Here is a 23,202-nt window from a genome sequence, read left to right on the forward strand (position 1 = left end):
GGTTCAGTTGGCGCAGCCGGTGACGTTGACGCAGTTGCGTGGTTCGTTGTTGCGGATGATGGTTTTGTCGTCGATGGTGACGTCGTTGGTGTTGTTGTCGTTGAAGATGCCGCCGGCGCCGGTGGTGGGGCTGCCGGCTTCGGCGGCGAAGTTGTAGATGATGGTGCTCTTGCGGACGGTGAGGACGCCGTTGTTGTTGTCGTTGTAGATGGCGCCGCCCTCTTCGGCGTGGTTGCCCTTGAACTCGGTGTTGAAGAGGTTCAGGGTTTCGTCGTTGTAGAGGCCGCCGCCGTTGTCGCCGGCGGTGTTGTCGAGGAACTTGGTGTGCTTGACGGTGGCGATGCTGGTGCTGTCGTGTTCGATGCCGCCGCCGTTGTCGGTGGCCTTGTTGCCGGCGATGACGACGTATTCCAGGGACATGACGGAGTTGCCGTTGGTGGAGATGGCGCCGCCGTCGTCGCCGGCGACGTTGCCGGCGAGCTTGGTGCGGATGACGGTGAGGTGGGAGTTCTCGTCGCTGTCGATGCCGCCGCCGTCGTTGGTGGCCTTGTTGTTCAGGATCTGGCTGTGGGTGATGGTGGTCCTGCCGTTGTCGCGGTTGGCGATGGCGCCGCCGTTGCCGCCTTGGCCGGTGCTGGTGGCGGTGTTGTTGGCCAGTTCCGAGTCGTGCACGGCCAGGGTGCCCTCGTTGTAGATGGCGCCGCCGTTGCCACCGGGGGTGCCGGTGCCGCGGGCGTGGTTGTCGGCCAGGACGCTCTTGTGGATCTCGACGTCGCCGAGGTTGTAGATCGCGCCGCCGTTGCCGCCGGTGGCGCCGACGCCGGTGGCCCGGTTGTCGACGAGCTTGGTGTGCTTGAGCACGGCCCGGCCGCCCTCCTGCACGAACAGGGCGCCGCCGTTGGCGCCGTTGGGCTGCAGTGGCGGCGGTGAGGTGACCTGGCCTCCCCTGAGGGTGAGGTCCTTGAGGATCAGCTCACCGCCGGAGAGGACCTCGAAGAAGCGGAACAGCTCGCTGCCGTCGTGGACCAGCTTGGAGTTGTGCCCGAGCAGGACGATGCGCTCGTCGATGGCGGGGAAGGCGTTGTTGTCGGTCTGCTCGATGAGCTTGTACTCGCAGTCCTTGGCCAGCTGGAACACCCCACCGTTGTCCTCGTTGGCCCGGTTCACCGCCTCGACCAGCACCTCGCTGTCACACGGCAACTGCTTGGCCGGACCGTACTCGTCCTTCTCCTTGCCCTTCTGGTCCCGGCCGTCCTTCCCCTTGCCCTGCCAGTCCTGTCCCTGACCCTTGCCCTGCCAGTCCTTGCCCTGGCCACCGCGGGCGTCCGGAGCCTTCCCGCCCTTGTCGGCTTCGCCCTCACTGCCCTGGCCGGCGGCGTCCTTGGTGACCTGCTCGGCCGTGGCCCACTTCAGGTCGGCGAGACGGTCGGCCCCGGCGGCACCCGCGCTGGTCCCGGCGGCGACGCCGGCGAGGCTGACCACGCCGGTCAGCCCGGCGACGCCGGTGGCGAGCCACAGCTTGCGCCGACTGCCCGGCGCGGTGTTCTCGGAGTTCTTGCGAAGGTAGTTGGACATCGGAGCTCTCTGCTCTCTCCTCGTACCAGACAGGGGCGCTCGACCCTGGGGTAGCTCCCCTGGCTACAAATCGGTTGTAGCTGCTGATGCCCACCGTATGAGAATGTTTTTCTCTTCACGGGCAGACCCGAGAGATACCCACGTTAGGGGTAATACGGGCGCAGTCCGGCATGCTCGGGACGGCGACGGATCAGTCCGGGCGCACCGCCCCGGACGGGCGATTTCCGGCGACCGCCCCCACTCGGTCGTCCTCGGCGCCCTCCGCCCGTGCCCGACGGACCCGCCGGGGACGTCCGGGATGCCCAACGGAAGGGGTCCCTTCCGTACGCGACGGAAGGGACCCCTTCGGCTATGTGGTGGTTCAGTTGGCGCAGCCGGTGACGTTGACGCAGTTGCGTGGTTCGTTGTTGCGGATGATGGTTTTGTCGTCGATGGTGACGTCGTTGGTGTTGTTGTCGTTGAAGATGCCGCCGGCGCCGGTGGTGGGGCTGCCGGCTTCGGCGGCGAAGTTGTAGATGATGGTGCTCTTGCGGACGGTGAGGACGCCGTTGTTGTTGTCGTTGTAGATGGCGCCGCCCTCTTCGGCGTGGTTGCCCTTGAACTCGGTGTTGAAGAGGTTCAGGGTTTCGTCGTTGTAGAGGCCGCCGCCGTTGTCGCCGGCGGTGTTGTCGAGGAACTTGGTGTGCTTGACGGTGGCGATGCTGGTGCTGTCGTGTTCGATGCCGCCGCCGTTGTCGGTGGCCTTGTTGCCGGCGATGACGACGTATTCCAGGGACATGACGGAGTTGCCGTTGGTGGAGATGGCGCCGCCGTCGTCGCCGGCGACGTTGCCGGCGAGCTTGGTGCGGATGACGGTGAGGTGGGAGTTCTCGTCGCTGTCGATGCCGCCGCCGTCGTTGGTGGCCTTGTTGTTCAGGATCTGGCTGTGGGTGATGGTGGTCCTGCCGTTGTCGCGGTTGGCGATGGCGCCGCCGTTGCCGCCTTGGCCGGTGCTGGTGGCGGTGTTGTTGGCCAGTTCCGAGTCGTGCACGGCCAGGGTGCCCTCGTTGTAGATGGCGCCGCCGTTGCCACCGGGGGTGCCGGTGCCGCGGGCGTGGTTGTCGGCCAGGACGCTCTTGTGGATCTCGACGTCGCCGAGGTTGTAGATCGCGCCGCCGTTGCCGCCGGTGGCGCCGACGCCGGTGGCCCGGTTGTCGACGAGCTTGGTGTGCTTGAGCACGGCCCGGCCGCCCTCCTGCACGAACAGGGCGCCGCCGTTGGCGCCGTTGGGCTGCAGTGGCGGCGGTGAGGTGACCTGGCCTCCCCTGAGGGTGAGGTCCTTGAGGATCAGCTCACCGCCGGAGAGGACCTCGAAGAAGCGGAACAGCTCGCTGCCGTCGTGGACCAGCTTGGAGTTGTGCCCGAGCAGGACGATGCGCTCGTCGATGGCGGGGAAGGCGTTGTTGTCGGTCTGCTCGATGAGCTTGTACTCGCAGTCCTTGGCCAGCTGGAACACCCCACCGTTGTCCTCGTTGGCCCGGTTCACCGCCTCGACCAGCACCTCGCTGTCACACGGCAACTGCTTGGCCGGACCGTACTCGTCCTTCTCCTTGTCCTTGTCCTTGCCCTTGTCCTCCTTGCCGCGCCACTGCTTGCCGCCCGGGGCGGCCGTGGCGTCCTGCCGGTCGTACCCCTCGCCGGGGTCCTGGCCGGCCTTCTTGTCTTCCTCTTCGCCGGAGCCGACATCGGCTGTGCCGGTGCCGCTGGCCTTCTGCTGCGCCGTGGCGGACTGCACCTCGGAGACGCGCTGCGTGCCGTCGGCCTTGTCGTCGCGGGCGGCGATGCCGCCCAGGGCCGCCAGGCCGACGACGCCGGACAGTCCGGCCACTCCGGCCACCCACAGGGCGCGCCGCTTCTTCGCCGGTGCGGCCATGGGTGCCCCGCCGTCGGGAGTCGTTACGTCGTTGGACATCAGAGCTTTCCGACCTTTCCTGCTGCAGACGGGGTCGCACCACCCAGAGCGGCGCGACCAGCTACAAATGGTTTGCAGCCTCTGATCCCCACCGTATGAGAAGGATCCTCGCGACGAGGACTTATCCGAGAAAAGCCCGCATTCCCCTCACATCGGGCACCTGCGGGTCAACTCGACGGCTCCGGGCAGGAAGCGGGTGAGCAGCGCAAACACGACGGGCCCCGGCTGCGGCAGCAGAACGTCCGAGACGTCTGCGTGCCGCAGGCGAGGCCCGCCGCAGGTAGGTCGTACCCCGATCAGCCGGGCAGGCGCGGACCCGCCTCCCGCTGCTCGGCCAGCCAGGTCTCCACCTCGTCGGAGCGGCGGGGCAGCCCGGCGGACAGGTTCACCGAGCCGGTCGCGGTGACCAGGATGTCGTCCTCGATCCGCACGCCGATGCCGCGCAGCTCCTCGGGAACCAGCTCGTCCTCCGGCTGGAAGTAGAGCCCGGGCTCGACGGTGAGCACGTAGCCCTCGCCCAACGTGCCGTCGCGGTACTTCTCCTTGCGGGCGTTGGCGCAGTCGTGCACGTCGATGCCGAGCATGTGGCTGGTGCCGTGCAGGGTCCACCGCCGGTAGACCGTCGAGGCCGGGTCCATCGCCTCGTCCACGCTCACCGGCAGCAGCCCCAGGTCCTTCAGCGCCTCGGCGAGCACCCGCATCGAGGTCTGGTGCACGTCCTTGAACGCCACACCCGGCTTGATCACGTCGATGCCGGCCTGCTGCGCCTGGTGGACGGCGTCGTAGACCTGGCGCTGCAGCGGGGTGAAGCGGCCGTCGACCGGCAGCACCCGGGTCACGTCGGCGGTGTAGAGGTTGCGGTTCTCCACGCCCATGTCCATCAGCAGCAGCTCACCCGGGCGGGTGGCGCCGTGGTTGTGCACCCAGTGCAGGATCGTGGCGTGCTCGCCCGCGCCGACGATCGAGCCGTACCCGACGTCGTTGCCGTCGTGCCGGGCGCGCAGCGCGAAGATCCCCTCCAGCAGCCGCTCCGAGACGCCCCGGTCGGCCGGCAGCGCCCGGGCCACGTCCTCGAAGCCGCGCACGGTCGCGTCGCAGGCATCCTGGAGCTGGGCGATCTCCCACTCGTCCTTGACCAGCTTCAGCTCGGAGATCACGATGGCCAGCTCGCGGTCGCGGGCCGGCTGCCCGTCGGCGAGCGGGCCGTCCCAGGGGCGTACGGCCGCGTCCACCCGGGCGTCGAAACCCCGCAGCACCCGGGTACGCCCCGGCGCCATCCCCGCCAGCGCCGAGTCCAGCCCGGTCAGGTCCTCGGTGGGCAGGCCCAGCTCGGTCGACTTCTCCGCCAGGGTGTGCCGCCGGCCCACCCACAGCTCGCCGTGCCGGCTGCGGAAGAACTCGTCGGTCTTCCGGGACGAGCGCGGCCGCATGAACAGCGTGGCGTCGTGCCCGGAGCCGTTGGGTCGCAACACGAGCACGCTGTCCGGGTCCAGGTCGCCGGTCAGGTACGCGAAGTCGCTGCCGGGCCGGAACGGGTGGTCGGTGTCGTTGGCGCGGACCTTCTCGGTGCCGGTCGGGATCACCAGGGTCTCGCCCGGGAAGGCCGCGGAGAGCGCGGCGCGGCGCTTGGCGTAGTTGGGCACCTCCGGACGGGGGCCCACCGGCAGCGCGGTGTCCGTCCAGCCCTGGCGCATGAACGCCAGGAATGCCTCCGGGAAGTCCGGGTCGTGCGATTCGGTGCCGTCCGCCGGCTTGCCGCTGGTCCGGTCCTCGGCCATGGTCCGCTCCTCCCGCGTCGTCGCTGCTCCGACCGTACCGCCTCGCCGGGCGGCGCCGGGACCCGTGGTGCCGCCGCCGGCTCCGGGCGCGGTGTCGACGCTGGTCGGCGCGACCCGCCGTCCGCCGGGAGGGAGAGAGGCAGCGGTGCCGCGACGGCTGCTCCGCCCGCGTGAAAAGATGACCACCATGTGCGGACTCCTGGCCTTCTTCAGTGCGCGCGGCGACGCCGCCGCTCACCGCGACAACATCGCCGGGGCGTTGGAATGCCTGCACCACCGCGGCCCGGACGAGACCGGTGTCGAGGTGGTCGGGGACGCCTCCGGCCGGTACGCGGACGGGGTGTTCGCGCACAAGCGGCTGGCGATCATCGACGTGGCCTCCAGCCACGAGCCGCTGCCGTACGCCAACGGCCGCTACCTGCTCACCTTCAACGGAGAGATCTACAACTACATCGAGCTCCGCGACGAGCTGGTGCGGACCTTCGGCGCCCAGTTCGCCACCGCCGGCGACGGCGAGGTGATCGTCGCCGGCTACCACTACTGGGGCGAGCAGGTGCTCACCCGGCTGCGCGGCATGTTCGCCTTCGTCATCTGGGACCGGCAGGAGCGCCGGGCCTTCGGCGCCCGCGACTACTTCGGCATCAAGCCGCTGCACTACCTGGAGACCCAGGACGGCCTCTACCTCGCCTCGGAGAAGAAGGCGCTGCTGCCCTTCGCGCACTCCGCGTACCAGGGCGACGCCGGCATCGACACGGCCAGCCTGAGCCACTACCTGACCCTGCAGTACGTCCCGGAGCCCGGCACCCTGCACAAGGGGATCAGCCGGATCGGCTCGGGGGAGTACCTGACCTGGACCCCGGGCGGCCGGATCGACGTGCGCCGGTGGTACCGGCCGGTGTTCCGCCCCGCCCCGGTCTCCGACGAGCAGCGGCTCTACCACGACATCCGGGAGACGCTGCGGGAGAGCGTCCGGATGCACATGCGCTCGGACGTGCCGGTCGGCTCCTTCCTCTCCAGCGGCATCGACTCCACCGCGGTGGTGGCGCTGGCCCGGGAGTTCAACCCGAACATCCTCACCTTCACCGTCGGGTACGACGTGCCCGGCTACTCCGAGATCGACGTCGCCCAGGACTCGGCCCGGCACCTCGACGTGACCACCATCCCGACCAAGATCGGGCCGCAGGACATGATCGACGCGCTGCCGAAGATCGTCTGGCACCTGGACGACCCGGTGGCCGACCCGGCGCTGGTGCCGCTCTACTTCGTGGCGAAGAAGGCCGCCGAGCACGTCACCGTGGTCCTCTCCGGCGAGGGCGCGGACGAGTTCTTCGGCGGTTACACGATCTACCGGGAGCCGCTCTCGCTCGGCGCGGTCAACGGCCTGCCCGGCGGTGTGCAGAAGGGGCTGCGCGCGGTCTCCAAGGCGATCCCGCAGGGCGTCAAGGGCAAGAGCTTCCTGGAGCGCGGCACCACCCCGATCGAGCAGCGCTACTACGGCAACGCCCGGATGTTCACCGAGGAGGAGAAGCAGCACCTGCTGCGCCGCTACGACCCCTCGGTGCGCTACACCGACGTCACCGCGCCGATCTACGCCGAGTGCACCGAACTCGACGACGTCACCAAGATGCAGTACGTCGACCTCTACACCTGGCTGCGCGGCGACATCCTGGTCAAGGCCGACCGGATCTCGATGGCCCATTCGCTGGAGGTGCGGGTGCCCTTCCTCGACCGGGAGGTCTTCAACGTCGCGGCCGGCATCCCGGTGGACCTGAAGCTCCCGCCCCGCTCCGACGCCACCAAGTACGCCATGCGTCAGGCGTTGCAGGGCGTGGTGCCCCCGGCCATCGTCAACCGCAAGAAGCTCGGCTTCCCGACCCCCACCCGGGTCTGGCTGCGCGGCGAGATGTACGAGTGGGCCCGGCACGTGCTGGCCACCTCCGGCGCCGGCGACCTCATCGACCTGTCGTACGCGCTGCGGCTGCTCGACGAGCACAAGCGGGAGGAGGCGGACCACTCCCGCAAGGTGTGGACCGTGCTGATCTTCTGCATCTGGCACGCCATCTTCGTGGCGAAGACCCTCGACCCGGGCATCCAGCGCAACCAGTCCGCCCTGCTCACCAAGCCGGTGGTCGGCAGCATGGTCCGCTGACCGGCCGCCCCGGCAGGGGCCTGCGCCCGTCGACCAGAAGGTCCGCGCCCCCGGCCGGGGGGCACGGACCTTCTGATCATTTCCGTAGCCGCCGACGGTGCAGGGCCGATGCCCCGTCACCCCGGCGGGGCGGGGTCAGCGGCCGACGCAGGTGACGGTCGGCAGGCTGCCGGCGCCGGTGGAGCTGGCGATGAAGCCGAACGTCGTCGTGCCCTCCGGCGCGATGGTGCCGTTGTAGGCGGCGTTGCTGACGCTCACCGACGATCCGCTGGTGCTCGCCGTGCCGTTCCACACCTGGCTGATCGACTGGCCGGCGGGCAGCGTCCAGGACGCCGTCCAGCCACCGTAGGTCCGGGTGCTGTGGTTCATGATCATGACTTCGCCCTGGAAGCCGCCGCTCCAGGAGCTGACCACCTTGTAGACCGCCATGCAGTCACCGCCCGGCGGCGGAGTGGTGGGGCTCGGCGGCGGCGTGGTCGGGCTGGGCGGGGGAGTCGTCGGGCTCGGCGGCGGGGTGGTGGGGTTCGGCGGCGGGGTCGTCCCACCGGAGCCGATCCCGGTCACCTCGCCGTTGCCCCCGTCGAAGGTGACGTCAGAGCAGCCGAAGAAGTTCTCCTGGCTGTCGGAGCGGACCCAGCGGGAGTAGATGATGTGCCGACCGGACTTGTTCGACGGCAGGTTCCCGCTGAAGTAGTAGTGCCCCTCGTTGCTGCCCACCGCGCCGCGCTGCGGCGGGTTGGTGACCGTCAGGAACGGCTGCTCCTCCAGGTCGCTCCAGGCCAGTGCCCGGGTCGGGCTCCAACTGTCCTTGGTGACGTAGAAGTAGAAGGTGCCCGGGTGGTGGGCCCAGTTGCTGTACCGGAAGTCCAGTCGGGCGCCGGCGGTCAGGTGGGTCAGCGGCCAGTCGGTGCGGGCCAGGTCGTACCCGGCGAAGCCGGGGTTGCCCCCGCTGCACAGCTTGCCGTCGGGGATGAAGCCGACGGTCCGCCCGCCGGCGTCCGAGCGCAGCACGCTGAACCAGTTGTAGAGGGAGTTGGCGCCGCTCTGGCCGACGGCGGCGGAGCAGGCCGGGTTGTTCGGCCGGATCTCGCCGGTGGGGGTGAGGCCGTCCTCCCAGCACAGGTAGGTCCGGCTGCCCGGGGTCATCGCCGCGCCGTGCGCGGCGGCCGGCTCGGGGTGGGTCACCAGGGCGACGGCGCCCAGGGCGAAGGTGGCGGCCGCGGTGAGCAGCGCGGCGGTACGGGAACGGAGCACGAGCTTCTCCTGATCCGCGGGGCAGGCGCGACGGCCGGCCCCGCTGTGGCGGGGGATGCGTCGATCGCGGCGCCACGCCGCCCGGCCCGGGAACGGGAGAGGGTCGATGGTCGCGCGCCGCCGACGGTCCGCGTCCCGCGGACCGGTGCCCTCGCGTCGGCTCCAGCTCGTCGCCGTCGGCACGGCAGCCCCCCGCGCCGATCCGGCTGACACAATCCCATCACGCCCGGGGGAACCTTGCAATAGTCGTTCCTCGATATGTGCGGACGCCGGCTTCACCGCCCGCCGCGCCGGGCGCTGTGCCAGCCTTGGTACGGAGCGACGGACGCTGGGAGGCGATGTGGGATACGCGGTGGTGCTCGGTGAGGCGTTGGTGGACCTGCTCGACGCCGAGTGCGAGGGGCAGCCCGTCTTCCGGCAGGAGATCGGCGGTGGCCCGCTCAACGTCGCCGTCGGCGTGTCCCGGCTCGGTGGGAGCGCCCAGTTCGTCGGCTCCCTCGGCGACGACGTGCTCGCCGGCCGGATCCGGGCCTTCCTCGACGAGACCGGGGTGGGGTCGGCCGGGGCGGTCACCGTCGCCGCGCCCACCACGCTGGCGGTGACCACCCACGCCGGGGCGGAGCCGGACTTCCGCTTCTACGGCGAGCCGCCCTCCTACGGCCTGCTCGCCGCCGACGACCTGGACGTGGCGCTGGTGGAGGGCGCCGACGTGCTCTACTGCGGCTCGATCGTGCTGCTCTGCCCGCCGGTGCTCGCCGCCGCCCGTCGCGCCTGGTCGCTCGGCACCGGCCTGCGGGTCTTCGACCCGAACGTACGGCCCCGCCTGCTGGACGGGCCGGCGGCGCTGGACCGGCTGCGCGAGGTGGTCGCGGAGTTCGCCGCCGGGGCGCACCTGGTCAAGCTGAGCGCCGCCGACGCCGAGCTGCTCTACCCGCGCGAGCCGGTCGAGGGGGTCGCCGCGTACCTGCGGGAGCTGGGGGCCGGCACCGTCGTGGTCACCCTGGGCGCGGACGGGGCGGTGGTCGCCCCCGCCGGTGGCGATCCGGTACGCGTCCCCGCGCCGAAGGTGCGCGCGGTGGACGCCACCGGGGCCGGCGACTCGGTGATGGCGGCGCTCATCGCCGACCTGCTCGTCGACGGCGAGCCGGCCGGGCCGCAGGACTGGCACCAGCGGGTGGCGTTCGCGCTGCGGGTGGCCGGCCTGGTCTGCGAGTCGCCCGGCGGGGCGGTGTCGATGCCCACCCGGGCCGAGGTGCTGCGCCGCTTCGCCGACTGAGCACCGGCCACCGCCGTGCACGGCGGTGGCCGGTGCCACGGAGCGACCGGCAGGGGTCAGCGGGGTGGGCGGGCGAGGGTGAGCACCGCGAGCAGCGACAGCGCGGCGGCACCCACCATGACGGCGGCCATCGGCAGCGCGCTGCCCTCGCCGCCGAGCCCGACCACCGGCGCGGCGAGCGCGCCGACGACCGACTGGACGCCGCCCATCAGCGCCGCCGCCGTACCGGCGTGCCGCCCGTGCCTGTCCAGCGCCAGGGCGGTGCTGTTCGGCATCACCATGCCCAGCGAGCCGACGAAGACGACGAGGGTGAGCGTCACCGGCAGCAGGCTGCCGGCGAGCGCCCCGCTCAGCACGCCGACTGCCGCCACTGCGCCGACCAGCAGCGTGCCGACCAGCAGGCGGCGGGGGTCGAACCGGTCGAGCAGCCGGGCGTTGGCCTGCCCGGTGACCACCAGGGCGAGCGCGTTGAGCCCGAAGAGCAGGCTGAACGTCGTCGCCGAGACACCGAAGACGTCCTGCAGGACGAAGGACGACCCGGAGATGTACGCGAACAGCCCGGCGAAGGCGAAGCCCTGCGTCAGCGTGTACCCGAGGTAGACGCGGTCGGCGACGAGCGTCCGCATGGTGCGTCCGGTCTCGGCCAGGCCGCCGGTGCTGCGCCGCTCGGCGGGGAGGGTCTCCGGCAGTCGCCAGGCCACGGCGGCGGCGAGCAGCAGCCCGATGACGGCGAGGGTGACGAAGACGGCACGCCAGGAGCCGAACCGCAGCACCAGGCTGCCGACGCCGGGTGCGGCGATCGGCGCCACCCCGAAGACCAGGGTGAGCCGGGAGAAGTACTTGGCGGCGGCCCGGCCGGCGAAGAGGTCCCGGACGACCGCCCGGGCCACCACCACGCCCATGCCGCCGGCGAAGCCCTGGGCGAACCGGGCCGCGGCCAGCGCGGGAGCGCTCGGGGCGGCGGCGCAGACCAGCGCCAGCAGGGCGTACGCGATCATGCCGGCGAGCACCGGGCGGCGCCGCCCCCAGCGGTCGCTGAGCGGACCGGTGACCAGCTGCCCGAGCGCGAGGCCGATCAGGCAGGTGGTCAGTGAGAGCTGCACCTGCGCCTGGGTGGCGTCGAGGTCGCCGGTCATCGCCGGGAACGCCGGCAGGTACATGTCCAGCGACAGCGGGCCGACGGCGGTGAGGCTGCCGAGCAGCACGAGCAGCGGCACACCGCCCCGGACGGTGGACGCGCCGCGCTGCTGTCGGGCCGGCGTGGTCGGCGGCGCGGTGCGTGTCATGGTCCCCCCGGGTGGCGCGGTCGCCCGGTAACCTTAGCTCTGTAGCCAGAACTATTGCGATGTGAAGCAGGTGACCCCGGTGACGACCGACGAGGGCGCGGCACGGCTCGGCGCGCTGGTGGGAGAGCTCCACCGGCTGTTGCGTCGGACGACCACCCGGCGCGCCAACCGCGCCCCGCTGCCCGAGGCGCAGGTGGAGCTGATGCTGCTGGTCCGCGCGCAGCCCGGGATCAGCGGCAAGGAGACCGCCCGTCGGCTGGGCACCGCGCCGAACACGGTGAGCACCCTGGTCCGCGAGCTGGTCGACGCGGGGCTGCTCGGCCGGGACCGGGACCCGGCCGACCGCCGGGTGGTCCGGCTGCGCCTCACCGACGCCGCCCGGACCCGGATGGCCGACTACGAACGGCACCGCGCGGCGCTGCTCACCGCCGCCCTGGCCGAACTCGACCCCGCCGACCGGGAAGCGGTGCACGCCGCCTTGCCGGCCCTCTCCCGGCTCCTCGACACCCTGCGCGCCGCCCCCTGACGTCCGCGCGCCCCGCGTGCCGACCCTGGCCCCGCGCCAGGAGCGATCCCGCCGTCCTCGCCGGACCGGCCGCGACCCCCGAGCGGGCGAGCGGCCGGGGGTGGGTGATGGTCAGGCGGTGCCGTCGAGTTCGGCGTAGCCGCGGCGGGCGGCGATCAGGGCGGGACGGGCGCCGAACGGCGCCTCGGCGGCGACCCGCTCGGGCGGGGCGCCGGCGGTGTGCGCGGCCCGGATCAGCCAGGCCAGGTCGACCAGCTGCTTGTGCTGCGCCCGGACGAAGTCCACGTCGACCGGCTCGCCGTGCCCGGGCACGACCACCGTCGCGGGCGTGGTGAGCCGCAGCAGCTCGGCGACCGCGTCCGGCCACTGCAGGGGATACGAGTCCTCGAAGGCGGGCGGCCCGCTCTGCTCGACCAGGTCGCCGGCGACCAGCACGTCGGCGTCGGGCACGTGCACCACCAGGTCGGCGTCGGTGTGCCCGCGGCCCGGATGGCGCAGCACCACCCGGCGGCCACCCACGTCGAGCACCGCCTCGGTGTGCACCGGATGGGTCGGGGCCAGCAGCGTGGTGCCGGCGACCTCGGCGGCGAGCCCGGGCCGCTCGCCCCGCAACTCCTCGTACGCCTCCCGGCGCAGCCGGTCCGGCGCGTCGCGCAGCGCGGCGGCGGCCAGCTCGTGCGCGTACACCGGCCGGGGCGGGTCGGTGGCGAGGGTGGCGTTGCCGAAGCAGTGGTCGAAGTGGTGGTGGGTGTTGACCAGCGTCCACGGGTGGCCGGTGACGGCGCGTGCCGCCTCGGCCAGCCCGGCCGCCTGCCCGGCGGTGGAGAGGGTGTCCACCAGCAGCGCCTCGCCGGCGCCGACGACCAGCGTGACGTTGACGTCGAGCAGCGGCTCGCGCAGGACGTGGACCCGGTCGGCGACCTCGGTGAACCGGAGGCTCATGAGACCCGCACGGCGCGTTCCACGAAGCGCTGCCGGTCGACCAGCACCCGCTCCACCCGGCCCCGCGCCACCGTCTCGCCGCCGTCGGTGACCGTCACCGCGAAGACCAGCCGTCGGCCGTCGACCTCGTCGAGCCGGGCCTGCGCCACCACCGTCCGGCCGACCGGCGTGGCGGCCAGGTGCTCCAGCTCGATCCGGCTCCCCACCGTGGTCCGCCCGGACGGCATCCGGGTGGCGGTGGCCGCGACGGTGGCCGCCTCGGCCAGGGCGAGCACCCGGGGGGTGCCGAGCACCGGCACGTCACCCGAGCCCACCGCCTGCGCGGTGTCGGCGTCGGTGACGGTCAGCTCGACCCGGGCGGTCAGCCCGGGCGGAAGGGGCGGCTCCGGCTGCTCCTGCATGGACCGAGCGTAGTGCAGGAGAGCCGGAGCCGTCCGGTGTCCCGGCCGGCCCTACGCGGCGACCACGCAGAACTGGTTGCCGTCGGGGTCGGCGAGCACCACCCAGCCGTCGTGCCGCCCCACCTGCGTGGCCCCGAGCCCCTGGAGGCGGTCGACCTCGCCGGGCACGTCCCCGGTGACCAGGTCGAGGTGCAGCCGGTTCTTGCCGGCCGGCCGCTCGGGGACGACCTGGAGGAACAGGTGCGGTCCGGCGCCCTCCGGCGCGGTCAGGTACGTCGAGGCGGCGTCGGAGGAGGTGACCCGGTAGCCGGTGACCGCCTGCCAGAAGGCGGTGCTGCCGGCCAGGTCGTTCGTGTCGATGCCGACGCCGCCGATACGGATGCCCATGGCGATGTCCCTTCGTCTAACCAATGTTAGCCGTACGGTAGTTAGACGACCGGCCATCGTCAATGGCCGGTTAGACTCCGCCGCATGACCACCGAACCGACCGCCGACGACACGGCCGCTCCCGGGCGGCTGCGGTGGATCGAGGACTTCGTCAACACCCGCCGCGAGGACGGCGACGACATCCGCGCGCCCGAGCAGCTCGCCCACTGGTTGCGCGACCGGGGCCTGCTGCCCGCCGACGCCACCGTCGACGCCGCCGGCCGGGACCGGGCCGAGGCCGTACGCGAGGGTCTGCGGGCCCTGATCGCCGCCAACAACGTCGCGCCGGTGGCCTCTCCCCGCCCCGACGGGCTGGACCCGGCGGCCGGGGCCGCGCTCGCCGCGCTCACCCGTCACCTGCCGCTGGTGCTCGACGTCACCGGTCCCGCGCCCCGGCTCGTCCCCGGCACCGGTGACCCCGTCGACGCCGCGCTGGCGACGCTGCTCGCGGTCGTCGCGGAGGCCGTCGCCACCGGTGCCTGGCACCGGCTCAAGGCGTGCCGGGAGCCGAGCTGCCGCTGGGCCTACTACGACCACTCCCGCAACCGTCGGCGCACCTGGTGTTCGATGGAGATCTGCGGCAACCGGGCCAAGGCCCGGGCCGCCCACCACCGCCGGAGCGCACCCCCGACCTGACCCGCCCCGGACGGTCGGCGTCGGTCGATGCGTCAGCCGCCGTTAACCTTGACCGCGATGGCCGTCGTGACTGACCCCCAGCCCCCCGCCCCGACCGGACCCCCCGCGTCCCCCGACGGCGGGCGTCGCCGCATGATCGCCATGGCGGTCTGGGGCGTCGCCTTCGTCGTCGCCTGGCTGGCGATCGGCCTGCCCACCGACCCGGCGTACGCCTTCGTCTGGATCTGGGCGGCCACCATCGCGTGGAACTCCTCCCGGCCGTGGCGCAGCCACCTGCACTTCGCCCGGGACTGGGTGCCGGTGGTGCTGCTGCTGGCCGTGTACAACCTCTCCCGGGGGTTCGCCGACAACGGGGCCACCCCGCACGCCTACGAGCTGATCGTCGCCGACCGGGTGATGTTCGGCTGGGCCACCGGCGGCCAGGTACCCACGGTCTGGCTCCAGGAGCACCTGTACCGGCCCGAGGTGCACTGGTGGGACGTGGCGGTCAGCTGGGTCTACTTCTCCCACTTCGTGGTGGCGCTGGCCGCCGCCGCGGTGCTCTGGCTGCGCAACCGGAGCCGGTGGGCCGCCTACATGCGGCGGTTCGGGTTCCTGTGCGCCGCCGGTCTGGTCACCTACTTCCTCTACCCGGCCGCCCCGCCGTGGTGGGCGGCGCAGAACGGCCTGCTCACCGAGGTCGCCCGGATCTCCACCCGGGGCTGGAAGGCGTTCGGCATGCACGGCGCGGGCAACCTGCTCAACGCCGGCCAGATCGCCTCCAACCCGGTGGCCGCGATGCCGTCGCTGCACACCGCGTGGGCGCTGTTCGTGGTGCTGTTCTTCCTCCGCGCCACCCGTAAGCGCTGGTGGCCGCTGCTGCTGGCGTATCCGCTGGCGATGACCTTCACGCTGGTCTACTCCGGCGAGCACTACGTGATCGACGTGCTGGTCGGCTGGGCGTACGTCGGGCTGACGTTCCTGGTGGTCGGCCTGCTCGAGCGCTGGTGGGCCGCCCGTCGGGCCCGCCGCCGGCCGGTCGGGACCGAGGAGGCCGCCGCCTCCGTTGCCGAACAGGCGGGCGAACCCGCGGCGCCGGAGCCGGCCCGCCGCTGAGCCGTCAGCGGGCCCGCCGCCGAGCGGTCAGCGGGCCCGCCGCCGAGCGGTCAGCGGGCCTGCCGTGCGGCGTGCGACCGGGCGGTCAGCTCCGCGGCGAGGACCCACGCCTCGGCCAGGTCACGGTCGTGCGCCACGGCGCCGCTGCCGGACGCGGTGTCCGCGTGCACCGTGGCCAGCCGCAGCCGCCGCTGCACCGGCCCCTGCACCACCCGCACGCTCTGGATCCGGGCGTACGGCACGATCACCAGCCGGCGGGTCAGCAGCCCCGACCGGACGGCGAAGACCCGCTCGTCCAGGCCCGCGCCGAGCACCCGGACGCTCAGCGGGCGCAGCCAGCGGGCCCGGGCCGGCGGCGGGGCCAACGGCAGCCCGGTCAGCCGTACCCCGGGCAGCACCTCCGCCACGATCCGCGCACCGGTGGACAGGTCCCCGACGGGCAGCAGCCGGTCCGGGCGGTTGCGGTCGTCCGGCTCGCCGGCGGAGTAGCCGGCCACCTCCAGCCGCAGCCGCAGCCAGCCCTTGACCCGCCAGAACAGCGGCCAGGTCACCCCCACCGTCTGCACCCGGTCCAGCGGGACGGTCTGCACCCGGGTCTCCAGCAGGCCGTTGCGCACCCGCAGGCTGTCGTCCTCCCGGGCCAACCGGAAGTTCCAGTCGTCGAGCACCCGACGGACCGGTTGCAGCAGGACACCGGCCATCGCGGTCAGCGTGCTGGCCACCGTGATGAACGACCAGGAGCCCTCGGAGAGGAACTGCGCCACCACGAACGCCACGCCGAACGGGAGCAGGAACGCCTGCGGGGTGAGCAGTTGGCTGACCAGCAGGTCGGCGTTGCGTACCGCGTGCAGCGGACGCCCGGCGGCCTCGGGTTGCGGTGCCGGCCCCCCGGGCACGACCGCCGCGCCCGGCGGGTGTGCCGGCGCCCGGCCCGCCATGCCGAGCAGGCGCTGCCGTAGCGCCGCCGCGTCACCCACGCCGAGGTACGCCAGCGGCGCCTCGGTCTTGCCGCCGCCGACCACCTCCAGGCGCAACTCCGCCAGTCCGGTGAGCTGGGCGAGCAGCGGCCGGACCACCTCCACCGCCTGCAACCGCTCCAGCGGGATCGCCCGGGTGCGTCGCCACAGCAGCCCCTCGTGGATCCGCAGCTCCCGCCCGACGATGTGGTAGCCGGTGTTCCACCAGCTCACCACCGCCAGCACGGTGGCGCCGAGCGCGAGCACCACCACCATCGCCGCGAACCAGCCGAAGCCCACCCGGGACAGCGTCGACCAGGAGAGCCCGGCGATCACCACGACCAGCGACTTCGCGCCGTGCAGCACCGGGCTGAGCGGGTGCAGCCGCTGCCGCGGCTCCGCCCCCGGTGGGCCGGGCGGCGGCGGGCCGGCGTCGGCCGCGGACGGGGCCCAGGGCGCGACCGCACCGGGCACGAGCGGCGGCGTACCGCCGGGATGGCCCGCCGGGGACGCCGCGCGCGGGCCGGCGGGCCGGGACCACGGGTCGGGCGACGTCGCGTCGGTGGGCTCCCGGGCCCGGTCCGGCGCGACCTCCGGCCCACCCGGGCCCTCGGTCACAGCCCCTCCGCGCGGTCTTCGCCGAGCGCGGTGAGCCGGTCGCGCAGCCGGGACGCCTCCGCCGGCCGCAGCCCGGGAACCCGGGCGTCGCTGGCCGCCGCGGCGGTGTGCAACTGCACCGTGGCCAGGCCGAACGCCCGCTCGAGCGGGCCGGCGCTGACGTCGACGAACTGCATCCGCGAGTACGGCACGATCGAGAGCCGACGGACCAGCAGCCCGTGCCGGACCAGCAGGTCGTTCTCCCGCTCGGCGTACCCCCAGGCGTGCACCGCCCGGACGATCGCCACCGCCCGCCACAGCCCCAGCAGCAGCACCACGCCGAACGCGACGCCGACCAGCCGGTGACCGCTGAGCGCCCAGCCGACGCCGAGCCCCACCAGCAGCACCGCCAGGCCCATCGCCAGTCGGAGCAGCTCCACCCAGATCAGGTCGCGGGAGATCGGCTGCCAGCGGACCGTGTCCGGCCAGGGTTCCAGGGCGCTGACCGGGGGCGGTGCCGGCTCGGGCCCGCTCACCGGAAACGTCCGCTCTGCGCGCTCACGCTTCGAGCGTATGCGATCCGGGCAGCGGCGAGACCTCGCGCAGGAAGCCGCGCGCGTCGAGGAAGTCACCCAGGGACGTCCGGTGCTCCGGACAGGCCAGCCACGTCTTGCGGCGCTCCGGGGTGTGCAGGCGGGGATTGTTCCAGCGCAACGCCCAGACGGCGGAGGCGCGACACCCACGGGCCGAACAGATCGGAGCCTCGTCGGCGGGGGCGGGTACGGTCACCCGGGCCAGTCTAGGCCGGGGCACCGGAAGCTTTAGCGCCGGGCGGCCACGGGGGGAGCCGCCCGGCGACGGGGTGAATCGTACACGCGCCGGACCCCTCTGTGTCCACCCTCGTTCAGCGATTCGGTCACCGGCGACGGCGTGGCGGAAATCGGGTTCTCCCTCCGTCGGCTCTCAGCCGGGCATGCGAGTCTTGATACGCACCACGACGCGACGACCGACCATGCTGTGGAGGACCGGTGGCCCAGCCGACCACGCCCGACGCCCCCAACCCGAACGGGGCGGCCCCGGAGCAACCCGCGCCGGTGAGCACCCCCGCCCAGGACGCCACCCTGCTGGAGAAGGCGCTCTTCGAGATCAAACGGGTCATCGTCGGGCAGGACCGGATGGTCGAGCGGATGTTCGTCGCGCTGCTGGCCCGGGGGCACTGCCTGCTGGAGGGCGTACCCGGGGTGGCGAAGACCCTCGCGGTGGAGACGCTGGCCAAGGTGGTCGGCGGCGACTTCGCCCGGGTGCAGTTCACCCCCGACCTGGTGCCCGCCGACATCATGGGCACCCGGATCTACCGGCAGTCCAGCGAGAAGTTCGACGTCGAACTCGGCCCGGTCTTCGTCAACTTCCTGCTCGCCGACGAGATCAACCGGGCGCCGGCGAAGGTGCAGTCGGCGCTGCTGGAGGTGATGAGCGAGCGGCAGGTCTCCATCGGCGGCGAGACGCACCGGGTGCCCGACCCGTTCCTGGTGATGGCCACCCAGAACCCGATCGAGCAGGAGGGCGTCTACCCGCTGCCGGAGGCGCAGCGGGACCGGTTCCTCATGAAGATCGTGGTGGGCTACCCGACCGACGCCGAGGAGCGGGAGATCGTCTACCGGATGGGCGTGGCCGCGCCGGAGCCCGCCCAGGTGTTCACCACCGACGACCTGCTCGCCCTCCAACGCAGGGCCGACCAGGTCTTCGTGCACAACGCGCTGGTCGACTACGCGGTGCGGCTGGTGCTGGCCACCCGTACCCCGGCCGAGCACGGCATGCCGGACGTCGCCCGGCTCATCCAGTACGGCGCGAGCCCGCGCGCCTCCCTCGGGCTGGTGCGGGCCACCCGGGCGCTGGCCCTGCTGCGCGGCCGGGACTACGCGCTCCCGCAGGACGTGCAGGACATCGCCCCGGACATCCTGCGCCACCGGCTCGTGCTCAGCTACGACGCGCTCGCCGACGACGTGCCCGCCGACCACGTGGTGCACCGGGTCATGTCGACCATCCCGCTGCCGTCGGTCGCGCCCCGGCAGCAGGCCGGCCCGACACCTCCACCGGTCAGCGCCCCGCCCGGGGCCGGCTGGCCCGGGCAGCGGCCGTGACCTCACCCGTGCGACCGGCGGCCGGCGGCGAGCGCGACGAGGCGGTGCTGGCCCGGCTGCAACTGCTGGTCACCCGTAAGCTCGACGGCCTGCTCCAGGGTGACTACGCCGGGCTGCTGCCCGGACCGGGCAGCGAGGCGGGGGAGTCCCGCGAGTACCGGCCCGGCGACGACGTACGCCGGATGGACTGGCCGGTCACGGCCCGGACCACCGCGCCGCACGTGCGGCGTACGGTGGCCGACCGGGAACTGGAGACCTGGTTGGCGGTCGACCTGTCGGCGAGCCTCGACTTCGGCACCGGGCGGTGGCTCAAACGGGACGTGGTGGTCGCGGCGGCGGCCGCGCTCACCCACTTGACCGTGCGGGGCGGCAACCGGATCGGCGCGGTCATCGGCACCGGCGCCGAACCGCCCGCCCGGACCGGCCGGTGGCGTGCCGCCCCGCCCCCGCCCGCCGGGCCGGGCGTGCTGACCCGGGTGCCGGCCCGCGCCGGTCGCCGGGAGGCGCAGGCCCTGCTGCGGGCCGTCGTGCACACCCCGGTACGGCCCGGCCGCAGTGACCTGGGCGCGCTGGTGGACCTGCTCAACCGGCCGCCGCGCCGCCGGGGGCTGGCCGTGGTGATCTCGGACTTCCTGGCGCCGCCACAGCAGTGGGGCCGGCCGCTGCGTAAGCTGCGGGTCCGGCACGACGTGCTGGCGATCGAGGTGGTCGACCCGCGTGAGCTGGAGCTTCCGGACGTGGGGGTGCTGCCGGTGGTCGACCCGGAGACCGGTGAGCTGCACGAGGTGCAGACCGCCGACTCCGGGCTGCGCCGACGGTACGCCGACGCGGCGGCCGCCCAGCGTGACGCGATCGCCGCGGAACTGCGCGCCGCCGGCGCCGGACACCTGCGTCTGCGTACCGACCGAGACTGGCTGCTGGACATGGTGCGATTCGTGGCCGCGCAGCGGCACGCCCGCACCCGGGGGACGACTCGATGATCCGTTTTCTGCAACCGTGGTGGCTGCTGGCCGTGCTGCCGGTGCTCGCCCTCGCCGCCCTCTACGTCTGGCGGCAACGGCACCGTCGGGCGTACGCGATCCGCTTCACCAACGTGGACCTGCTGCGTACCGTCGCGCCGAAGGGGCTGGGCTGGCGGCGACACGCGGCGGCCACCGCGTTCCTGCTCGCCCTGCTGGCGCTCGCCACCGGGATGGCCCGTCCGGCGGTGGACACCCGGGAGCCGCTGGAGCGGGCCACCGTCATGCTCGCCATCGACGTGTCGCTGTCCATGCAGGCCGACGACGTGTCGCCGAACCGGCTGGAGGCCGCCCAGGAGGCGGCCAAGCAGTTCGTCGGTGAGCTGCCGGCGAGCTACAACCTCGGGCTGGTCTCCTTCGCCAAGTCGGCGAACGTGCTGGTCGCGCCCACCAAGGACCGGGCGGCGGTGACCGCGGCGATCGACGGGCTGGCCCTGGCCGAGGCCACCGCCACCGGTGAGGCGGTCTTCACCTGCCTGGAGGCGATCCGCTCGGTGCCGGCCGACGGCACGGCCGGCATCCCGCCGGCCCGGATCGTGCTGCTCTCCGACGGGTACCGCACCTCGGGTCGGTCGGTGGAGGAGGCCGCGGCGGCGGCGCAGGCGGCGAACGTGCCGGTCTCCACCATCGCCTTCGGCACCGACTCCGGACAGGTGGAGATCAACGGCCAGCCGCAGCGGGTGCCGGTGGACCGGCTGGCGCTGGCACAGCTCGCCGAGACCACCGAGGGCTACTTCTACGAGGCCGCCTCGGTCGCCGAGCTGAAGCAGGTCTACCAGGACATGGGCAGCTCGATCGGTTTCCGTACCGAGCCGCGCGAGATCACCCAGTGGTACGTCGGCGTGGCGCTGCTGTTCGCGCTCTGCGCGGGTGGGCTGAGCCTGCTCTGGACGTCCCGGATGCTCTGACCCACCCCACCCGTGCCGGCCTCCGCCTGTGCCGGCCTGCGTCCCCGCCCCACCGTCCGCCGGCTGCGCCGGCAGCGTGCCTAACGGTCCGGTGACGCCGGGGTGTGGCGGGCCGGCGGTGCGGGTGGGCGGGTCAGTGACCGCCGCCGGCCAGCACGAAGACGACGGCCACCCAGACGGCGGCGAGGGTGAATCCCAGCGGGGCGACGTAACGGCTCATGGAACGGCTCCGGGTGGCGACTGGCGGTCCGGGTCGGGGCGGACCGCGAGGGCTGATCAGGACGCGCACACGAAGTCGTGACCGGGCGGCTCCACCGCGGGCGTCCCGGCGCACCGACGGCACGGGCCGGCGGCCCCGACGGCGGGTCGGGGGGCGGGACGGGGTGGTGGAGCGGGAGCTGGGTCAGCTCGGCCGACTGAGTCGCGGCTCAGCGGGGCTGACGAGCGGCCCGGCCACGACTGGGAGGATCGCTATCTCGCACAGCGATCACCTCCTGCGGTCGGCGGGGCCCGGAACGCGGGCCGCACGTCGACCCGCAAACGCCGATCATCGTACAACGGGGACGGTGGGGACGCGCACTCGGCCGAGCGGCCCCCGTCGGCCCGCCCGGAGGGTCGGGGTTAGCGATTACCTGCCGGTAACGCCTAGGCTCCGACCGACGTGGAGATCAGCTGACCAGAGGGAGGACCCGTGGCCCGTACCGTGCTGGTGACCGGCGGCAACCGGGGGATCGGCCTGGCCATCGCGCAGGCCTTCGCCAAGCAGGGCGACCGGGTGGCGGTGACCCACCGGGGTGGGGGAGTGCCCGGTGCCGGCGCAGCCGAGCCGGGGTCTGGCGCAGGCGGAGCCGGCCATCAGGGCAGCTTCTTCGGCGTGCGGTGCGACGTCACCGACGCCGCCTCCGTCGACGCGGCCTTCACCGCGGTCGAGGCGGAGCTGGGCCCGGTCGAGGTGTTGGTGGCCAACGCCGGCATCACCGACGACACGCTGCTGATGCGGATGTCCGAGGAGCAGTTCACCGGGGTGCTGGACACCAACCTCACCGGCGCGTTCCGCTGCGCCAAGCGGGCCTCGACGAAGATGCTCCGGGCGAAGTGGGGCCGGATGATCTTCATTTCCTCGGTGGTCGGCCTCTACGGCGGCGTCGGTCAGGTCAACTACGCGGCGAGCAAGGCCGGCCTGGTCGGCGTGGCCCGCTCGATCACCCGTGAGCTGGGCACCCGCAACATCACCGCGAACGTGGTCGCGCCGGGCTTCATCGACACCGACATGACCGCGAAGCTGCCGGAGGAGCGCCGCGCCGAGTACCGCAAGGCCATCCCGGCCGGCCGGTTCGCCGCGCCGGACGAGGTCGCCGGTGTGGTCACCTGGCTGGCCTCGGACGCGGCCGGCTACATCTCCGGCGCCGTCATCCCGGTCGACGGCGGCCTCGGCATGGGTCACTGACCGGCACCGGCACGGCGAACCGATCAAGCGGCCTCGGCACGGCCACGGAGCAAGCACGGAGGAACACGCACATGTCAGGACTGCTCGCCGGTAAGCGGCTGCTGGTCACCGGTGTCATCACCGACGCCTCGATCGCCTTCTCGGTGGCGAAGCTCGCCCAGGAGAACGGCGCGCAGGTCGTGCTCACCGGCTACGGCCGGCTCTCGCTCGTCGAGCGGATCGCCAAGCGGCTGCCCGAGCCGGCCCCGGTGATCGAGCTGGACGTGACGAATCCGGAGCACCTCGCCGGTCTCGCCGACAAGGTGCGCGAGCACGTCGACGGCCTCGACGGGGTGGTGCACTCGATCGGCTTCGCCCCGCAGAGCTGCCTCGGCGGGGGCTTCCTCGACGCCCCCTGGGAGGACGTGGCCACCGCGTTGCAGGTCTCCACGTACTCGTACAAGTCGCTGGCCATGGCGGCGCTGCCGCTGATGTCCGCCGGCGGCGCCGTGGTCGGGCTCACCTTCGACGCCACCAAGGCGTGGCCGGTGTACGACTGGATGGGCGTGGCCAAGGCCGGACTGGAGTCCGCCTCCCGCTACCTGGCGCTGCACCTGGGCAAGCAGGGCATCCGCAGCAACCTGGTGGCGGCCGGCCCGCTGCGCACCATCGCCGCCAAGTCCATCCCCGGCTTCGAGCAGTTCGAGGACGCCTGGACCGAGCGGGCCCCGCTCGGCTGGAGCCTCACCGACCAGGAGCCGGCCGCCCGGGCCTGCCTGGCGCTGCTGTCGGACTGGTTCCCGGCCACCACCGGCGAGATCGTCCACGTCGACGGCGGCTACCACGCGATCGGCGCCTGA

21 protein-coding genes are annotated in these 23,202 nt (G+C 73.0%); 10 read left to right on the top strand and 11 right to left on the bottom strand.

Annotated elements, in window-relative coordinates; all coding sequences use genetic code 11:
• Positions 1 to 3: 3 nt before the first annotated feature.
• From ACPFP2_RS00005 to ACPFP2_RS00015, 3 genes are all read right to left on the bottom strand, one after another.
• Complete coding sequence (locus ACPFP2_RS00005) at positions 4 to 1,575, bottom strand: hypothetical protein (protein ID WP_424084828.1); 1,572 nt, start codon at positions 1,573 to 1,575, stop codon at positions 4 to 6.
• 361 nt (positions 1,576 to 1,936) lie between these two features.
• Positions 1,937 to 3,526 (bottom strand): hypothetical protein, encoded by a 1,590-nt coding sequence (locus ACPFP2_RS00010; protein WP_424084829.1) that lies wholly within the window; start codon positions 3,524 to 3,526, stop codon positions 1,937 to 1,939.
• 296 nt (positions 3,527 to 3,822) lie between these two features.
• Positions 3,823 to 5,304, bottom strand: a complete 1,482-nt coding sequence (locus tag ACPFP2_RS00015; RefSeq protein WP_424084830.1) for an aminopeptidase P family protein — start codon at positions 5,302 to 5,304, stop codon at positions 3,823 to 3,825.
• 187 nt (positions 5,305 to 5,491) lie between these two features.
• Between ACPFP2_RS00015 and asnB the strand changes: the two genes are divergently transcribed.
• The gene (gene asnB, locus ACPFP2_RS00020) at positions 5,492 to 7,453 is read left to right on the top strand and encodes an asparagine synthase (glutamine-hydrolyzing) (RefSeq protein ID WP_424084831.1); all 1,962 of its coding nucleotides are present in this window, start codon (positions 5,492 to 5,494) and stop codon (positions 7,451 to 7,453) included.
• A gap of 135 nt (positions 7,454 to 7,588) precedes the next feature.
• On the opposite strand, the gene ACPFP2_RS00025 is transcribed toward asnB, so the two are convergent.
• The gene (locus ACPFP2_RS00025; protein WP_424084832.1) at positions 7,589 to 8,707 is read right to left on the bottom strand and encodes a lytic polysaccharide monooxygenase auxiliary activity family 9 protein; all 1,119 of its coding nucleotides are present in this window, start codon (positions 8,705 to 8,707) and stop codon (positions 7,589 to 7,591) included.
• A 340-nt stretch (positions 8,708 to 9,047) separates the two neighbouring features.
• Here ACPFP2_RS00025 and ACPFP2_RS00030 point away from each other — a divergent pair, with 340 nt between their 5' ends.
• The gene (locus tag ACPFP2_RS00030; RefSeq protein ID WP_424084833.1) at positions 9,048 to 9,983 is read left to right on the top strand and encodes a carbohydrate kinase family protein; all 936 of its coding nucleotides are present in this window, start codon (positions 9,048 to 9,050) and stop codon (positions 9,981 to 9,983) included.
• 56 nt (positions 9,984 to 10,039) lie between these two features.
• Here the strand turns inward: ACPFP2_RS00030 and ACPFP2_RS00035 are convergent, their stop codons facing one another.
• Positions 10,040 to 11,269 carry a multidrug effflux MFS transporter gene (locus ACPFP2_RS00035; protein WP_424084834.1) on the bottom strand — a complete coding sequence of 410 codons (1,230 nt, stop codon included), beginning with the start codon at positions 11,267 to 11,269 and terminating at the stop codon, positions 10,040 to 10,042.
• A 79-nt stretch (positions 11,270 to 11,348) separates the two neighbouring features.
• Here ACPFP2_RS00035 and ACPFP2_RS00040 point away from each other — a divergent pair, with 79 nt between their 5' ends.
• On the top strand, positions 11,349 to 11,795 hold the full coding sequence (locus tag ACPFP2_RS00040; protein ID WP_424084835.1) for a MarR family winged helix-turn-helix transcriptional regulator: 447 nt from the start codon (positions 11,349 to 11,351) through the stop codon (positions 11,793 to 11,795).
• Between the two features lie 111 nt (positions 11,796 to 11,906).
• On the opposite strand, the gene ACPFP2_RS00045 is transcribed toward ACPFP2_RS00040, so the two are convergent.
• From ACPFP2_RS00045 to ACPFP2_RS00055, 3 genes are read right to left on the bottom strand one after another with little or no spacing between them, the layout of a single operon-like run.
• Entirely contained in the window at positions 11,907 to 12,737 is an 831-nt protein-coding gene (locus ACPFP2_RS00045) for an MBL fold metallo-hydrolase (protein ID WP_424084836.1), read from the bottom strand.
• Positions 12,734 to 13,138, bottom strand: a complete 405-nt coding sequence (locus ACPFP2_RS00050; protein WP_424084837.1) for a thioesterase family protein — start codon at positions 13,136 to 13,138, stop codon at positions 12,734 to 12,736. The genes ACPFP2_RS00045 and ACPFP2_RS00050 overlap by 4 nt, the downstream gene beginning before the upstream one ends.
• A 51-nt stretch (positions 13,139 to 13,189) precedes the next feature.
• Positions 13,190 to 13,525: a VOC family protein gene (locus ACPFP2_RS00055; RefSeq protein WP_424084838.1), complete on the bottom strand. Its 336-nt coding sequence runs from the start codon at positions 13,523 to 13,525 to the stop codon at positions 13,190 to 13,192.
• Positions 13,526 to 13,609: 84 nt separating this feature from the next.
• Here ACPFP2_RS00055 and ACPFP2_RS00060 point away from each other — a divergent pair, with 84 nt between their 5' ends.
• On the top strand, positions 13,610 to 14,200 hold the full coding sequence (locus ACPFP2_RS00060; protein ID WP_424084839.1) for a CGNR zinc finger domain-containing protein: 591 nt from the start codon (positions 13,610 to 13,612) through the stop codon (positions 14,198 to 14,200).
• Between the two features lie 57 nt (positions 14,201 to 14,257).
• Entirely contained in the window at positions 14,258 to 15,295 is a 1,038-nt protein-coding gene (locus ACPFP2_RS00065; protein WP_424084840.1) for a phosphatase PAP2 family protein, read from the top strand.
• A gap of 50 nt (positions 15,296 to 15,345) precedes the next feature.
• On the opposite strand, the gene ACPFP2_RS00070 is transcribed toward ACPFP2_RS00065, so the two are convergent.
• The 3 genes from ACPFP2_RS00070 to ACPFP2_RS00080 form a co-directional block, all read right to left on the bottom strand.
• Complete coding sequence (locus tag ACPFP2_RS00070) at positions 15,346 to 16,725, bottom strand: PH domain-containing protein (RefSeq protein WP_424085645.1); 1,380 nt, start codon at positions 16,723 to 16,725, stop codon at positions 15,346 to 15,348.
• A 140-nt stretch (positions 16,726 to 16,865) separates the two neighbouring features.
• A complete protein-coding gene (locus ACPFP2_RS00075) occupies positions 16,866 to 17,384 on the bottom strand; it encodes a PH domain-containing protein (RefSeq protein ID WP_424084841.1) in 519 nt (172 codons plus the stop codon).
• A 22-nt stretch (positions 17,385 to 17,406) separates the two neighbouring features.
• Positions 17,407 to 17,637: a hypothetical protein gene (locus tag ACPFP2_RS00080; RefSeq protein ID WP_424084842.1), complete on the bottom strand. Its 231-nt coding sequence runs from the start codon at positions 17,635 to 17,637 to the stop codon at positions 17,407 to 17,409.
• Between the two features lie 239 nt (positions 17,638 to 17,876).
• Between ACPFP2_RS00080 and ACPFP2_RS00085 the strand changes: the two genes are divergently transcribed.
• From ACPFP2_RS00085 to fabI, 5 genes are all read left to right on the top strand, one after another.
• Positions 17,877 to 18,989: an AAA family ATPase gene (locus tag ACPFP2_RS00085; RefSeq protein ID WP_424084843.1), complete on the top strand. Its 1,113-nt coding sequence runs from the start codon at positions 17,877 to 17,879 to the stop codon at positions 18,987 to 18,989.
• The gene (locus ACPFP2_RS00090) at positions 18,968 to 19,969 is read left to right on the top strand and encodes a DUF58 domain-containing protein (RefSeq protein ID WP_424085647.1); all 1,002 of its coding nucleotides are present in this window, start codon (positions 18,968 to 18,970) and stop codon (positions 19,967 to 19,969) included. The genes ACPFP2_RS00085 and ACPFP2_RS00090 overlap by 22 nt, the downstream gene beginning before the upstream one ends.
• A complete protein-coding gene (locus ACPFP2_RS00095) occupies positions 19,966 to 20,916 on the top strand; it encodes a VWA domain-containing protein (RefSeq protein WP_424084844.1) in 951 nt (316 codons plus the stop codon). The genes ACPFP2_RS00090 and ACPFP2_RS00095 overlap by 4 nt, the downstream gene beginning before the upstream one ends.
• A 691-nt stretch (positions 20,917 to 21,607) precedes the next feature.
• Entirely contained in the window at positions 21,608 to 22,363 is a 756-nt protein-coding gene (gene fabG / locus ACPFP2_RS00100; protein WP_424084845.1) for a 3-oxoacyl-ACP reductase FabG, read from the top strand.
• Between the two features lie 71 nt (positions 22,364 to 22,434).
• Positions 22,435 to 23,202, top strand: coding sequence for an enoyl-ACP reductase FabI (gene fabI / locus ACPFP2_RS00105; protein ID WP_088975067.1), 768 nt, complete (start codon positions 22,435 to 22,437; stop codon positions 23,200 to 23,202).

This window comes from Micromonospora citrea, from assembly GCF_049629545.1.
GTDB classification, from domain to species: Bacteria; Actinomycetota; Actinomycetes; order Mycobacteriales; family Micromonosporaceae; genus Micromonospora; species Micromonospora citrea_A.